Here is a 15,530-nt window from a genome sequence, read left to right on the forward strand (position 1 = left end):
GGTAGAAAGTCACTAACAAGGAGATTTCGCAATGGCTGATTTGGATGCTCTGAAGCAGAAGTATGCCCCTGTGATTGAGACGATTGAGAGCTTTTCCGACTATGGCGCAAAGCTGGACTCAGTCGATCTCGATGGAGAAAAGCTGCACCTGAAGGGCGAGGTTCCGTCGACCGTGATCGCGAACCGCGTCTGGGACGTCATCAAGGAAGTCGACCCGACCTACAGCGACCTCGAGCACGAGATTGCCACCACCGGCGGCGAGACGCAGCCCTACACCATCAAGGCCGGCGACAACCTCAGCACAGTGAGCAAGCTGTTCTACGGCCATGCGAACAAGTACCAGGAGATCGCGTCCGCCAACGGCATCGACAACCCTGACCACATCCAGGTGGGCCAGGAGATCAATATCCCTGTGCTGTCGTAGGTTTTGTCTGTACCCCAAAAGGCCGCTTCGGCGGCCTTTTTCATTTGTATCTAGTGTTGTGAGTCGTAAATTCTTCGACGAATCAGAATGTTCCGAATGGCGCGAAGCGCAAACCGTGACGCTTTAGCGTCGCGGGGCGGAGGGAGCCGTAGCCTTTAGGCTACGGAATTAGAGCCAGGCAAGAATTGGGCTTTAGCCCTGGGCCTTTTGTTCGCAGCCGAAAGAAGGCCCGGGCCTAAAGGCCACATCTCTCCTAAGCCTGAATTCCGTAGCCTAAAGGCTACGGCTCCCTCCGTCTCCCTGACGCTAAAGCATCAGGGAACGCGCTTCACGCGATTTGATGAAGATATTTAAATCTTTTGCACGCGCATCACTTCACGAACACCGGGCACTTTGCGCAGATTCTGTGTCAGCCGCGTGAGATGGCGAAGGTCGACCGTCTCAATGACAAAGTCGACATTGACGATCCCATCCTGCGAGGGTCTGGTATCCAGCGAGCGGATGTTGGTGCCGTCTTCGGAGATGATGGCCGTAAACTCTTTCAGCAGGCCGGCGCGGTCGTCGCACACCACGGTCAGCTTTACCGGATAGGTCGTAGGCTTCGGCCCCTGCTTCGTACCGGCTACAACGGGCGCCAGTGCGGCCCAATCGACATCGATGCGGCGATCGGCTTCGTAGAGCAGATTCTGCACATTCGGACAGCTTCGCGCATGGACGGCCACACCCTTGCCGCGCGTGACATAGCCGATAATCTCTTCGCCGCGAATCGGGTTGCAACATCGTGCGCGGTACACCAGCAGGTCATCCTGCCCTTCCACCTGCAGCGAATCCGAGCCCTTGCCGAAGAAGACGCGCTTCACAGCATCGGACATGTGTGCGAGCGTATTGCCCACCGCTCCCGGTTCCGTATGTGCGGCTTCGGCGGTCATCGTGCTGCCGGGCTCCAGCTTGTTCAATACCTGCCGGGCTGAATACTTTCCGAAGCCAATGCCCGCCAGCAGATCCTGCTCGCCGCCCAGGCCATAGTCGTTCGCGATGCGGTCGAAGTCGGCGGTCTTGAACTTGTCGAGCGACAGCTTGTACTTGCGCGCCTCGCGGTCCAGCAGCTTCCGGCCGATCTCAAGGGCGCGGGCCCTCTGGTTCTCATTGAGCCAATGCTTGATCTTGTTGCGGGCGCGCGAGCTCTTCGTAAAACTCAGCCAGTCGCGCGAAGGCGCATGGCCAGCCTGCGTGCTGATCTCGACGATATCTCCGTTGCGCAGCTTGTGCCGCAGCGGAACGATGCGACCGTTCACCTTCGCACCCGTCGTCGTATGGCCGACGTCGGTGTGAATCGCGTAGGCAAAATCGACCGGCGTGCCGTCCTTGGGCAGCACGATGACCTTGCCCTTGGGCGTAAAGGTGTAGACCTCCGCGGGGTACAGGTCGATGCGCAGCGTCGACATGAACTCGTTGGGATCGGTCATCTCGCGCTGCCATTCCATCAACTGCCGGACCCACGCCAGCCGCTGTTCATCCGCGGCGCTGACGTTGTCGCTGGCCTTGTACTTCCAGTGTGCGGCGATGCCCTCTTCCGCCACCTGGTGCATGTCTTCGGTGCGAATCTGCACCTCGAACTGATGCGCGCCTTCGGCGATCAGCGTCGTATGCAACGACTGATACATATTCGGCCGCGGCATTGCGATGAAGTCTTTAAAGCGCCCCGGCACAGGACGCCAGGTGCTGTGCAGCAGACCGAGCGCGGCGTAGCAATCCTGCTCCGTCTGTGTAATCACGCGGATAGCAAAAAGATCGTAGACCTGGTCGACCGGAATCTGGTGGGCCGTAAGCTTTTGCTGGATCGAGTAGAGCCGCTTGATGCGCGACTCCACGCGGGCATTGATGTTCGCCTCGCGCAGCTTGGTCTCAAGCGTGCTCACGATGCGATGCAGAAACGCTTCACCCTCACCACGCAGCGAGTCGACTTCAGTCGTAAGCTGCGTGTACTGGAAGGGATCGGTGTAGCGGAAGGCGAGGTCTTCGAGCTCGCCGCGCAATTTGCCCATGCCCAACCGATGCGCCAACGGAGCGTAGATTTCGAGGGTCTCGCGCGCGATGCGCTGTTGCTTCTCGGGCTTCAGGTGCTCGAGCGTGCGCATGTTGTGCAGGCGGTCGGCGAGCTTGATGATGACTACGCGAACGTCCGTGACCATGGCCAGCAGCATCTTGCGAATGTTCTCGGCCTGGTGATCTTCGCGATTGGCAAACTTGATCTTATCGAGCTTGGTGACGCCCTCGACGATGTGCGCCACCTGCTCGCCAAAGCGCTTGGAGATCTCCTCAGGGGTCACGTCGGTGTCTTCCACCGCGTCGTGCAGCAGTCCTGCCGCGATGGCAGTCGAGTCCATCTTCAACTCCGCGAGCACCTGCGCAACCTCAAGCGGATGGATGATGTACGGCTCGCCCGAGGCGCGCTTTTGCGTCGCATGCTGCTGCATGCAGAAGATCCATGCTGAGCGGATTATCGCGAGATCGTCTGCGGGCCGGTTGGCACGTACCGTTGCGAGCATGCGCTCAAAACGAGCGTCCAGTGCCACATCGCCGGAGAGTACACGGGTGCTGGGCTCTACCGGAGGCAGCGCCGGGTCAGGAGAAAGGAAGACGCCGGAGGGCTCATCGAGATCTGTGGTCTTTAGATCGGCGATATCACTTGCAGACAGAGGATGGCCAAGCGAGGCGGGGGGGAGCGTTGCTTCGAGCTCCACGCCAGTTTCGCTGATTGGTGGCGCGTACGATCTCTCTGAGCCGGCCCCCGGGAAGTGGCCTTCCCCTGATTCAGGACCGGGTACAACCGGCCGCGCTATAGCCATAGGCCATTATACGTGGGCGGTGGTTCGTAAGGATAAGGGAGGAGTGGCAAGTGATAAGTGACAAGTGGTAAGTACAGGGGCAAAAGCAGATTCCCTGCGGGAATGACAACCAGAAAAGCAAGTGCAAAGGCAAAAGCAACTACTGGGCTAGACCGCTCTACCCACTTACCACTTATCACTTATCACTTGCCACTGTCTTATCGCAGCAATCCAGGCGTCGGCCTGGGCCCTTGATGCGTCCATCGCACCAGTTCGTCGAACGCCCGCCCAATCTCTTCCGGGGCAATGACGCAGTGGCCCTCGCGATGCACGTATTTCTGCACGAGGTTTTGTTCGAAGCCCGCGGCCATCACCAGGTGGTCATAAGCCGAGAGTGTCGTAGCGGGGACCAGGGGGTCGTAGATCGTATGGAGCGCGAGCATGGGCTTCGCCAGGTGGCCATTCGGGGTGTAGTGGCGGAAGAGATACTCCTTGGCCTTCGGGTCGGCGGCATAGCGGCGAACGCCGTCGTTCAAAGCATAATCGCTGGCGGACGAAGCAGGATTCGTCCCGGTATAGATGTAGTTGCGATTGTCGAAGGGGTTCCCCCCGGCTCGGCGCTGCATGTCGCCAATCACGAAGGTGAAGTAAGAGATACCACTGGCCAGCCCGGCATCGGTATGCAGTCCCGTGAGGGCCCGCATCTCTTCGGCGGCCTCGGGATTGGCGCGCAGGGCGGCCATAATCTTCTCGTGCATGGCGATCGAATTGATGTAGTCGGCGGGCGTAGGAACCAATGGAGGCATCAGGCCGGGAAAGTAGAAGTCGAAGGCCGCACGCCAGGCAAACCGCCGCTCAAAAGACTCGGATGTTGCCCCCACAGCGCCGCAAAGATCCAGCCCCCCGAGATAGGGCTTCGGATTCAACTCCAGCGTAATCATGGTGAGCGCACCGCCCATCGACTCGCCCGCAACGTACGTTTCGTGCGGCTGGCCATAGGCCTTCGTAAAGTAGCGGCGCAACTGCTCCGTCTCCGGATAAGCCTGCGGCAGGGCCCAGCCGGGCTGCGAGTAGGCGCTCTGCGCGATGGCATAGTGCCGATCGAAGAGCGGTATCTGCCGTGACTCCAGGCGCTCAGCGAGGTGGAACGTCACTCCCTGCGTGGCGTAACCGTGGTAGTAGACGATCAGAGAGTGGTTCCAGTCGTTGGGAATGTCGATGCGGTATGCCGCCCCTGACAGTACACCGATCTCAGTAGTTCCAAAGGGCGTCTTTAGCACCGCAGGCCGGGACTCCGGCTTCTGAGCATGAAGGAGCGATGCGCCGGCCAGCGCAAAGACGATCACTGATTTCAGCGCAGACAGGCCTGTCTTGTGCGTTGAAAGACGATCTCGCGAAGTAAGAAGCATGTAGGGTTCCAACCGATTCTATCGCACACGGTTCTTCCCCTTTGGCATCGCCCAGCTTCGGCTTTCTGCTCTTGTCTTTGCTTTTCTGGTTGTCATTCCGACCCTGAGCGTAGTCGAAGGGGAGGAACCTGCTTCCCGAATCACCCCAAACGCCTGTGCCTCACCCAAACAACTTCCGAGCCAGCGCAAGCGCCTCCGCCTGCACGCCAGCCTCATCCCCGCACCCCGCCAGCCAATGCATCTCCGTCTCTCGGCGAAACCACGTCATCTGCCGCTTGGCATAGTTGCGATGCCCCTGCTGCGCCGCTGCAACGGCAGCATCCGACGTAAGCTCTCCACGCAGAACCGCCACCGCCTGCGCATAGCCAAGCGAGGTCAGGGCACGGCAATCCTCCCCAAAGCGAGAACGCAACATCTCCGTCTCCGCGACAAGGCCGCGTTCGAACATCGCCGCAGCACGCTGGTTGATGCGCTCATAAAGAAGCTCGCGCGGAGGCCCGAGCGCAAACTGCAGCACGCGATAGCCCTGCAGGGCATCCCGCCCGGCCTGCCACTGTTCCGTCTGGGGCTGCTTGGCTGCGAGCGTGACCTCAATACTGCGGATCAGCTTCGGAGTATCGTTCGCGTGGATGGCCCGTGCCGCCTGGGCATCGAGCCGCTGCAGCATGCGATGCAGATACGTCGACCCGCGCTTCGCCGCAAGCTCTCGCAACCGCTCGCGCAGTGCCTCATCGCGAGGAGGAGCGGGCGCGAGCCCCTGCAGCAGCGCGCGCAGATAGAGCCCCGTTCCACCGGCAACGATAGGTACAAGCCCCCGGTCGCGAATATCGGCGATAGCCGCACGCGCATGCCTGGCGTAGTCGCCTGCGGTACAGGCTTCATCCGGCCAGTAGAGATCGAGGCAGTGGTGCGGCACGCGGGCGCGCTCTTCGGCCGTCGGTTTGGCCGAGCCGATATCCATCAGCCGGTAGACCGCGACCGAATCGCAACTCACAATCTCGCCGCCAAGTTGCGCAGCAAGCGCCATCGCCAGGGCTGTCTTTCCGCTTGCTGTGGGCCCTGCGACGACGAGCAGTGGAGTCTCCCCCTGCCCGCTCACGGCCGCCACCATCCAGGAACGAAGACACGTCCCAGCCCAGCCCGTGCCATGCTCACAACCAGCACCAGCGCAGCCAGCCAGAGCAAGCCACGCACCAGGCTGCGATGCTCCAGTTGCTCACGCTCACGAAAGTAGGCTTTTCGCTCCTGCTCCGCGCGCTCCAGCGTGCGCGTGGACGCAGGAATGCGAGGCGGTTCAGCACGGTGTTCAGACTGCTGTGGCATGCGTTTAGCGCTGCGGCTCGTTGACCAGGTAGAGGAACCTCAACTCGAGGTTGGGCAATCCCTTAGGCAGAGGCGGAAACTGGCCTTCGCTGATAATGGAACCCCACGCGGCCTTGTTGATCGCATCATCGTGCGTCGAGCCCTCAAGATGCATAGCGCCGATACGGCCATCGGGGAGAATCGTAAAGCGAATATACGTCTCGCCCGACTTTGACAAAGGCGGCTGAGTCTCCTCCGGCAACAGGGGTATCCAGTTGCGGTAGATATCGTCTTTAAGATGGCGCAGGTACTCACTGATGTTGACCCCGTGCGTATCGGAAAGAACCTCGACACCACCAAAGTTGTCGGCTTTGGACGGGCTGCGGGCAAAGCCCCCGCCACCACCCGCGTTGGCTGCCCCACGTTCCGCGTTCCGAATATTGTCGCCTGCGGTCCCGGAGTTCGTATTGAAGTCCGGCCGGGACGAAGGCTGCGGTGTCGGAGCGTCAGCAAGGGCAGGGGCCGGAGTACGCGGCTGTGGCTGCGGCGTTGCGGGGATCGGCGTTGTTGGAGCTGGATTGATCGGAGTGGGCGCGGTCGGCATGGGAGCCGGAGCAGGGGTCGGCGGCTTCGGCGGGGCCTCTCGCGCCATCGTACGCAGATGCTCCAGCGTACGGTTGTCCACAGACCTCGGCTTTGGCGCCGGCTTGGGCGAAGGCGCGCGGGACGTCAGCACCGGCAAATTCAACTGTGTAAGTTCACGATTTTTCAGGACATCCGTCGGGCTGACCAGCACCGGTGCATGCCACAGATAGCGCGGGCCGTAGAAGACAACCCAGGCCACGACCAGCCAGATGAAGACCGATATGTAGATCGACTCGCGAAATCGTCCGCGCGCGCGCTCGTCCTCAATGCTGTCGAGCAGGCGAACCAGCTCGTGCTCTTCGAGTTCGCCGTAGCGGTTGGTGCGAATGCGGATCGGCTTTACCGGGACCTGACCCGACGGATCGTGCGGCACAAAGGAGAGCGGCGCACTGGAATCGGGCGTGGGAACAGGGGTAGAGGTCTGGGACTCAGGTGAGTCCTGCTCCGGCGTCGGCTGTCCGGGTTCGATCGGGCTTTGGGTAGGAGGCATCAACTGTCTAGAAGTCTGTGACGGTTTCGCGAGCACAAAGTTTCGCCGGCGTACCGGTCGCCAGACCTGAGTGGATGCTGGCTCGTTCTATTTTCGCATCTTTCGGCCTAAGTGAGCAGCAGGGAAAGAGTTCCTCTTCAAGCTCTCCTCTCCCCCAACGCCACCCGTCGTCTATGCTGCCAACATGGCTCTCCCCGCTGACATCCCTGATGCCCTCACAGCCGCCCTCACTGACGCCCTCGCCGGACGTACCGCCGTCGTTCTGACCGCCAGTGACCGCTGCTTTGCCGGAACGCAGACCGACCTCTCCGGGCCGGTGATCGCACAACTGCTGACAGAGGCTGGCGCCAAGGTGCTGGCAATGCAGGTCGTCCCCGATGAGCTGTCAGATATCACGGCAGCCTTGCGCCAGGCAGCCGGACAGGCCTCTCTGATCGTCACCACCGGCGGAACGGGCCTCGCCGCCCGCGACGTCACCCCTGAGGCCACCCTGGCCGTCTGTGACCGGCTGGTTCCAGGCCTGGCGGAGCTGATCCGCCAGGATGGCGCCCGGCACACGCTGTTCGCGGCACTGAGCCGCGGGATCTGCGGCGTTGCGGGTAAAGCCTTGATTCTCAACCTGCCCGGAAGCCCTTCCGGGGCAGAGAGTTCGCTGCGCGCGGTGCTTCCGGTCCTGCCGCATGCCCTCGATCTATTGGCCGGAAACACGGCACATGAAGGCTGAAAACCGGCTCTCGCAAATCTCCTGTAGGGGTACAGCGAAACCACGATATTTATGGCCGTTTTCCCCCAGAAAGACGGTACTGCACGTTCGATTCAACTTCTCAGTAACAGGAGATTTGCGCTCAGGCGGTAGAATAAAACCTCGTGATCATTGGACCTCTTGCACTTCTGCACAAAGTCTCGACCACCTTGCTGGCCGTAATGAAGCCCCTCGGCATCTGGGGTGTTGGCGGGCTTGCGTTTATCGACTCCGCCCTGATTCCGATCCCGGTCTCGATGGACGGCGTGATCATCGGCTACGTTGCCACCAACCACAGCCTCTTCTTCGTCTACTGCCTGATTGCGGCAGTGGCCTCGGCGATCGGGTCACTGGTTCCCTTCTACATCGGGCGCGCGGGCGGCGAGCTGGTATTGCTCAAGCGCATCAACCGCGAACGCTACGAGAAGATTCGCGACCGCTTCGAGCGTCAGGAGTTCTTCGCCATCATGATCCCGGCGATGCTCCCGCCCCCAACTCCGCTGAAGCTGTTCGAGTTCGCCGCAGGCGTCTTCGAGATGAAGCCCATCACCTTCGTGCTGGCGATCTTCACCGGCAAGTTCGTGCAGTTCCTCATCTGCTCGCTGCTGACGATCTGGTTCGGCCCCAAGCTGGTGCACACCATGCACGGCATGCTGCATCGCCACCTGAGCGTGATGATCGGCATCGCCATCGGCGCTCTGTTGATCCTGCTGTTCTACATCACCCGCAAGATCTTCGACCGGCGCAAGGGTGAGAATCTGCCATCGGAAGACGCTGGCGAGTAGACATTTCTTGTCTTAGATCTTTGCTTTTCCAGTTATTCTTCCGCCCCCAGAGCCTAGGCGAAGGGGGAACCTTCTTTCTCCGCATGTCGGCCTCCCCTTTCCATCGCGCCAATCAATGGGCCTGGATTTTTACGCACGCTTGTAGACACGGCCTGCCCCTCGACGCTACTATGGCGAAGAAACGGCGACAATCTAAACAAATTCAAAAGAGGTTACGAATGCAATTTCCACGCAACCCACTGTCCGCCCTTGTGGTGTGCGGACTTCTTTCATTGAGCCATACGGCTTGTGCCAGCGATAGAAAGTTGTTCATCAACTCAACGCCTGAAGGTGCGCAAGTTGAAATCAATGGGAACATCACCTGTACCACTCCCTGCGAGCTGCCTATGGCGAGCACCTATTTCGACCAGACGCATCCCGCAGTTACCGGGCATCTCGACCAGCCTTTTACAATACGGCTTCTAAAAGATGGTTTTATCCCGAAGGATGTCAACCTGACCACAGGTCCTCATCCCTGGAGAAGCCACAATGGAAGAAATTACTTCGAGTACTACACCTTTGCGATCGATCATTTCAATTTTCGTTTAGATCCGGTACAGGCATTTCTGGGGCACGAAACGAAATCGGATAGCACTACAGAGGCTTCGCCGACGACGAGTTCTGAAGCTCTGCCGATAGAACAAATCGTTCGCAAGACGCTGCCCGCAATTGTCCAAATTCGCGCCGGTCAGTTTAGCGGGAGCGGCTTTTTCATCACACCTGCAGGTCTGGTGGCGACAAATGCTCATGTTGTCGAGGGCCAACAAGCGGTGACCGTTATCACCTCCGATGGAATAACCCTCCAAAGCAATAGCATTTATATAGATCACGACCGCGATTTGGCCCTGGTCAAAGTAGAGGCTCACGATGTCTCGTTTCTGACACTAAGCCTCTCACTCCCCCTGCAGGGAGCTGAAGTCATCGCTGTCGGAACGCCCGGAATCAATGATGTAGCCGGAACGGGCTTACTGCCGAACTCCGTCAGCAAAGGAATTATCAGTGGTATTCGAACCTTTTCAGAGACTACTGTCGCAAATGCCCCAGGACGTGCCGGCACCTGGCTCCAAACAGACACGACCATTAACCACGGAAACTCCGGCGGTCCTCTCATTAACCGCTCAGGACTTGTCGTAGGCATCAACACTTTAGGGTTTGCCGGCAGCGGAACACCAGGAATCAATTTCGCATTAGCTTCGTCCGAACTGATCCAGGTTGTTCAACAACGGCTAGGTGTCACGCTAGGCCCCGGTAAGGACGCGGTACAACATTCAGAAACAGCCGAGGAGAAGAGACTTTCTATTACTTCCACCCCCTCAGGCGCAGATATCGAGATAGACGGCGTCTTTCTCGGCAATACCCCCACTAGCCTATCGATTGCCGAAGGGAAAAGAGTTATCAGGATCACGAAGAAGGGGTATCAATCCTACGAGCGAACGCTACAAATACAACCCAACAGCTCGCAGAGAATCTCCGCGGAACTCGATCCAGTTACTACGCCATAAAGAAGTGCTACAAAACCGGTAAGAATTTTGGGGTTGAAAGCGTTCGATCTATATTGGCAAATAGAACTCTTTGAGGTTCCTTCGACTACGTAGTTCGCAACGCAACTCGAACTATTTCGCTCCGGATGACGGATTTTCTGGCGGGTGGAAGAAACAAAGTGAGTTGTACAACTTTTGTACAACTCACCTGACACTGCGACGAAATGAGTAGAAGAGATCGGAACTTAAATAAAAAAGCCGACGCCATAGCGTCGGCCTTTTTATTTAATGCGGTTAGAAGTGGAACTTGCCTGAGAACTGAGCGACCCGGGCATCCGGTGATTCCGCTGCAATTCCCGATCCACCAAAGCGTGTACTGGATATTTGTCCGAAGCCGGATCCTACCGTTGTATTTGGAGGACCGTACGTTGGAGTATTGAGCGCGTTGTACAAATCTGCACGGAAGTCCAGTGAGGTTTGATGCCACAGCAGGAAGGTCTTGGAAAGAGACAGGTCGACGCGGTTGTAGCCCGGCCCATAAACAACCTGGCGCAGAGGAGGGCCATAGGCTGCGATTCCACCGTTGTCAGCAATCGATACCTGATTGGGACCGAGCGGAACTCCAGGCGCAGGAGGTGCAACAGCGACAGGCGGGTTGGTATAGGCACAAGGATTGAACCAGGTCTTCACCGTACGAGTCTTCGTAGCGCAGACTACGCTGGGATCGGGGTTGGAGCCACCAGCCGCGAAAGGATCACTAATCCTTACAGCGTCTGCATTGCCCACCCCATTGGTAGGATTATTGCCTGCGCCCACCAGATTTGGCTGACCAGTCTCAACACGGAAGAGGAGACTCAGGTTGAAACCGCCCACAAGCGCATCCAACACCCTCGACTGATTCAGGTATTTGCGCCCACTCCCAACAGGCAATTGATACTGCGTGTTCAAGACGAAGCGGTGACGAGTGTCTGTTGCGGTTGGGCCATAATCAAAGCCATAGCCCAACTGTCTCCAGTTGCGATAATTCGAGCTGTTTGTTCCACCGAGTGGCTGGGTGGTGTCATCCAGGCTCTTCGACCAGGTGTAGTTGGCCATGAAATACAGACCGCCCCTGGAGCGATGTTCGCCGGTAACCTGGAGGCTGTTGAAGTTGGAGCTGCCTTCGTTGTCTTCAAGGCTCCCTCCGGAGAATTGATTGAACGGCCGGGCATTCTGCACGGAAGCGCCAGGAGCAAGAAGATTAGGGATCTGGTTGGCGCTGGGATTTGAAGTGATGTGAACGCCTAAGGCTCCAACATAAGCAACGGTTACCGTTGAGTTGCCGGCAAGCTGCTCCTGCACCGCAAGGTTGAATCCCTGCGTATAGGCAGTCTTCAACGTCTTGGGATACATATTGATGCCCGGAGTCGTTATGAAATTGGACAGCCCAGCCGCTAGAGCTGCGCTGAATCCATCCTTAAGGGTGAGGCCATTCGTAGCGCAGTTGCCCGGCGTGCAGACACCACTGTTGAAGTTCGAGGTAAAAAGAAACGGAGCATTGAGTGCAAGATTTGGACTAAAGCCCACATTCTCAAAGCCGCCGAAGAAGATCCCGTATCCGCCGCGAACCACCAGCTTGTCCGTTGCAGAGTAAGCAAAACCGATACGTGGCCCAAAATTCGCTTTTTGTGCGTTCGTCAACGCAGGATTACTGTCGTACACAACGGGCACATTGTTAGCTGCGAGTTCGTTGAGAAACGCCTGCGGCAAGGGGTTTTGCTTTGCCGCATTGGGAAGCAGATAGGTCGCAGTGTTGTTGGAGTAATCAATCAAGAAGTTAGCTTGCCGGCCATTCAACTCTACAAAGGGCTGGAAGTAGTCATAGCGAACTCCCATGTTCAGGGTCAGGTTTGCGCTTACACGCCAATCGTCTTGAAAGTACGCACTGCGATACCAGCGTTGATCGTGTACCAACGAGAAGTTTGAAACCGAAGCCGTATCCATCTGGTCGAGCAGGAAGTCAGCCCCGCCAAAGCCGGAGTGGGCTTGATTGGCTTGATCTTCCGTGTACTTGCCGTCGAACTTGTAGTACCCACGTGCCTGCGGTATCTGCAGAGTCTGAATACGGATCCGCTGTAGATTGAATCCGACCTTCAGGCTGTGCTTGCCAATCGTCTTGGAGACGTTATCCAGAAGCTGCGCCACATTCTCGAATTCGTTGGTAGGAAGATACTGTGCTGAGCCGAAGGAGGTAGGGTTCGGATTGGTACTGGTTCCGAGGTTTTGGCCACCGCCAAAATCGAAGAATGGCAAACCGCCATTCCCCGGCTCGAACGGAATGCCTCCGAGCCCAAACTGGGGTGAAAGATCCGTATTGGAGTTTGGCTGTGCGTACTGCGCGTTGATCCAGTTATAACCAACTCGAAATTCGTTGGCCAAAGTCGACGTGAAGAAGTGCGTCTCCGACAGGGTGAACTGGCGCGCCTTGTCCGTGACGTTACCGCTCGTGCCAAAGCCTGAACCATCGAGTATGCCGAAGGGGCTGGGATATGTTTGCTGCTCATTGACTACGCTGTATTTAGTAAAGATCTGATCTTTCTGGCTTAGGTTCCAGTCCAGGCGTCCATCGTACTGGACGGTGTTGTCTAACGCTCCGCCCTGAAACTGATAGTTACTGTAAGTCTGGCCGGGAGCACCGAAGTTCGGGGCTGGTAGAAGGTTGAAAAGGTTTTGCGCTACGGGGTCGATGAGCGCCGGGTCAATGACATTGACCTGACCGTTGTACTGTATTGGTACAGGGTTAGGGTTGATGCTGCTGTTTGTACCCGCTGCATAGAGTGTCTTCGGGTTGCCGCCTGTATCCGCGGCACTGAGCAGTTCGCTGAAGTCACCCGTTCTCATTTTGAGGGTGGGAACTGTATTGATGGAACTCTGTCCGAAGATAACGCGGTTTCCTTCCACATCGCCGAAGAAAAAGAGTTTGTCCTTGAGGATCGGCCCGCCGATGGCTGCACCAAACTGGTTCTGGCGATACTTCGGTTTGGTGGCTTCAAAGTAGTCACGGGCATTAAGAATGTCGTTCCGCCAGTACTCCCACAAAGTGCCGTGAATCTGGTTGGACCCGGATTTGATACTCGCGATCACCACGGCACCGGCTGCCCGGCCAAGCTCCGCGTTGTAGCTCGACGTCTGAACTTTGAATTCAGCAAGCGATTCAGGAATCGGCTTGATGACGTACATGGCACCGCTTGGTTCATCGACCAGCATGGCATTGTTATCGACGCCATCAAAGATGTAGTTGTTTTGTCCGGTGCGTTGTCCGTTGGCCGAGAAATCACCGCCGTTCGTGCCGCGGGTTCCCTGCGCGGCTGGAGCCACTCCAGGAGTAAGTTGTGCGATGAAGATAGGATTCCGATTCACCAAAGGCGTCTGGACGATTGCCGCTGCCGGGATGGTTGCCCCCGTAGAAGAATTGTCAGTCTGTAAGGCTGCAGGGTCGGTGGTGACCTCAACGGTCTCCGTAACAGAACCGGCCGCAAGCGTTATCGGCACCTCAATACGTGCGGAAGCATTGACGACAAGTCCCTTTTGTTCGGCCTTGGAGAAGCCCTGCGCAGAGACAGTGACCTTATAGCTGCCGATTTTGATCGGGGTGAAGGTAAAGATTCCCTCGCCATCGGACTTGCGGACAAGAGAGAGCCCTGTCGCTTCATCGACCAGGGTGACGGTGGCGTTGGGGATGGAAGCGCCGGTACTATCGTGTACCGTTCCAGCAAGCGTGCCCTGATCCAACTGGGCATAAGCTGCAGTTCCGCTCAGCAGGGCGGAAATCATCGCAAAGACGAATATAAAAAGGCTCAATTTAAAAGAGCTTTTTCGGAGATGCAGATTGAGATTGGAGAGAGATTGATTCCACAACGGACGAAACTGCAAGCTTGTTTTAGAGAGCGTGGTCGATCGCGTTGAGCAAGCGATATAAGAAGTTTGCGCAGTCTTTAGATCCCTCATCGATGTTGGGACTCCTGAAAGTTTGAAGAAATCTATTGGCCGGGAGCTTATAGGCCCAGTCAAGTTCTTGTCAATTGCGTAATCGTTTACCCATGTGCAAAACCCCATATCGTAATCGCTTACGTGACTTCTCGGCATCCACCGAAGACCCGCAACAGATGAGTCAGAACTTCCGCCCTTAGATGTCATGGCAGTCCGCATGGCTGTCTAACGTTTTGCTATTTTTAGGTGTCTTATAGGTCGATAACATGCCCGGCATAGCAGCGCATCTCTATGAGCCTCATCCTCTCGTAGAGGCACGAACGAAAGGGTGAGGCTCCTATTTGCCTCGATAGAAGTGAAGGCGCGGAACGGCTCCTATTTCCACGGCGCATAGAGAGGCACGAATCGGAAGAACGAAGAGCATGGTTCAGTCGGCCACGCTGTATCGTGAGGCACGCCCCGGAAGGACATGCTTCCTATTGCCACAATGTATGGGGAGGCACGAACCGGAAGGGCACGGTTTCAACCGTGCCATAAAGCGCGGGCCGAAGGCCCATACCGCTCTGCCGAAGGCCGGAGTGAAGGCGCAGCCGCAACGACTAAATTGCCTTCTTCCGTGCTACCCAGATACACGAGGACAACGGATAAAATGCGCCCATGGCCACCCCGCCGAGAACCGCCATTGCCGGCACCTTCTTCGTCACCGCGATCACCTACAACGGCCGCCGACTCTTCCAGGTAGACACCAACGCCCAACTCCTTATCGCAACCTTGCAACACTATCGCGCCGAAGGTCTCTACAAGCTCTACTCCTTTGTAGTCATGCCGGACCACGTCCATCTGCTGCTAACGACAGACGATCTACCTAAGACCATGCAGCACATCAAAGGCGGCTTCTCCCGCCGCATTGAATCGAAGCTCCCGGTTTGGCAGCTTGGGTTTACAGACCATCTCGTTCTCGATCGCGAGCACTTTGAATCGCGCCGCCATTACATCCACGAAAACCCGGTTCGCGAACGCCTCGTGGAGAGCGCCGAAAAGTATCCGTATTCCTCGGCGTTTCGCGGATGAATCGGCAATCTGTTTCGCCGCAACGAAAGAAACACCCTGAACAGTAATCAGGCAAAACCACGAACCGGAAGGGCATAGCTTCAGCTATGCCGTAAATGCCGCTCCAAAGGAGCCAACCGCTCTGCCGAAGGCCGGAGTGAAGGCGCAGCCGCAACGACTGAATTGCCTTCTTCGACACAACCGATACATGTAACGTCCAACACCACCTGACGCCAATAGGGGGGATTGAAATATAGAGGCATATCTTCTCGTGAACTCCGGGCCTCTTGCCGCAACAGAACAGGCCAGGCTAAAAGATGAGGTGATCGCCACTGCCGTATCGGTGGCATAGCAGAAAGCAATTCA

Annotated in this window: 11 protein-coding genes; 5 read left to right on the plus strand and 6 right to left on the minus strand. The window is 57.4% G+C overall.

Annotation, left to right across the window (positions count from 1 at the left end):
- Nucleotides 1-31: 31 nt before the first annotated feature.
- A complete protein-coding gene (locus tag HDF15_RS10750) occupies nt 32-424 on the plus strand; it encodes a LysM peptidoglycan-binding domain-containing protein (RefSeq protein ID WP_184255397.1) in 393 nt (130 codons plus the stop codon).
- A gap of 350 nt (nt 425-774) precedes the next feature.
- Here the strand turns inward: HDF15_RS10750 and HDF15_RS10755 are convergent, their stop codons facing one another.
- The 5 genes from HDF15_RS10755 to HDF15_RS10775 all read right to left on the minus strand — a co-directional run bounded on the left by HDF15_RS10755 (nt 775) and on the right by HDF15_RS10775 (nt 7,098).
- Nucleotides 775-3,273 carry a bifunctional (p)ppGpp synthetase/guanosine-3',5'-bis(diphosphate) 3'-pyrophosphohydrolase gene (locus tag HDF15_RS10755; protein WP_184255399.1) on the minus strand — a complete coding sequence of 833 codons (2,499 nt, stop codon included), beginning with the start codon at nt 3,271-3,273 and terminating at the stop codon, nt 775-777.
- A gap of 197 nt (nt 3,274-3,470) precedes the next feature.
- Nucleotides 3,471-4,661, minus strand: a complete 1,191-nt coding sequence (locus HDF15_RS10760) for an alpha/beta hydrolase (RefSeq protein ID WP_184255401.1) — start codon at nt 4,659-4,661, stop codon at nt 3,471-3,473.
- 160 nt (nt 4,662-4,821) lie between these two features.
- The gene (miaA, locus tag HDF15_RS10765) at nt 4,822-5,760 is read right to left on the minus strand and encodes a tRNA (adenosine(37)-N6)-dimethylallyltransferase MiaA (protein ID WP_311733078.1); all 939 of its coding nucleotides are present in this window, start codon (nt 5,758-5,760) and stop codon (nt 4,822-4,824) included.
- Nucleotides 5,757-5,984 (minus strand): hypothetical protein, encoded by a 228-nt coding sequence (locus HDF15_RS10770; RefSeq protein WP_184255405.1) that lies wholly within the window; start codon nt 5,982-5,984, stop codon nt 5,757-5,759. Before HDF15_RS10770 ends, miaA begins: the two co-directional genes overlap by 4 nt.
- Before the next feature lie 4 nt (nt 5,985-5,988).
- Nucleotides 5,989-7,098 (minus strand): TonB C-terminal domain-containing protein, encoded by a 1,110-nt coding sequence (locus HDF15_RS10775; protein ID WP_184255407.1) that lies wholly within the window; start codon nt 7,096-7,098, stop codon nt 5,989-5,991.
- A gap of 184 nt (nt 7,099-7,282) precedes the next feature.
- Between HDF15_RS10775 and HDF15_RS10780 the strand changes: the two genes are divergently transcribed.
- From HDF15_RS10780 to HDF15_RS10790, 3 genes are all read left to right on the plus strand, one after another.
- Nucleotides 7,283-7,822, plus strand: a complete 540-nt coding sequence (locus HDF15_RS10780; protein ID WP_260331002.1) for a molybdenum cofactor biosynthesis protein B — start codon at nt 7,283-7,285, stop codon at nt 7,820-7,822.
- Between the two features lie 143 nt (nt 7,823-7,965).
- Entirely contained in the window at nt 7,966-8,625 is a 660-nt protein-coding gene (locus HDF15_RS10785; RefSeq protein WP_014267441.1) for a YqaA family protein, read from the plus strand.
- A gap of 170 nt (nt 8,626-8,795) precedes the next feature.
- On the plus strand, nt 8,796-10,166 hold the full coding sequence (locus HDF15_RS10790; protein ID WP_184255409.1) for a trypsin-like peptidase domain-containing protein: 1,371 nt from the start codon (nt 8,796-8,798) through the stop codon (nt 10,164-10,166).
- A 273-nt stretch (nt 10,167-10,439) separates the two neighbouring features.
- On the opposite strand, the gene HDF15_RS10795 is transcribed toward HDF15_RS10790, so the two are convergent.
- Entirely contained in the window at nt 10,440-13,985 is a 3,546-nt protein-coding gene (locus HDF15_RS10795; protein ID WP_260331003.1) for a carboxypeptidase regulatory-like domain-containing protein, read from the minus strand.
- Nucleotides 13,986-14,771: 786 nt separating this feature from the next.
- Here HDF15_RS10795 and HDF15_RS10800 point away from each other — a divergent pair.
- Entirely contained in the window at nt 14,772-15,185 is a 414-nt protein-coding gene (locus HDF15_RS10800; protein ID WP_184255413.1) for an REP-associated tyrosine transposase, read from the plus strand.
- Nucleotides 15,186-15,530: the final 345 nt, after the last annotated feature.

This window comes from Granulicella mallensis, from assembly GCF_014203225.1.
Classification (GTDB): Bacteria; Acidobacteriota; Terriglobia; order Terriglobales; family Acidobacteriaceae; genus Granulicella; species Granulicella mallensis_A.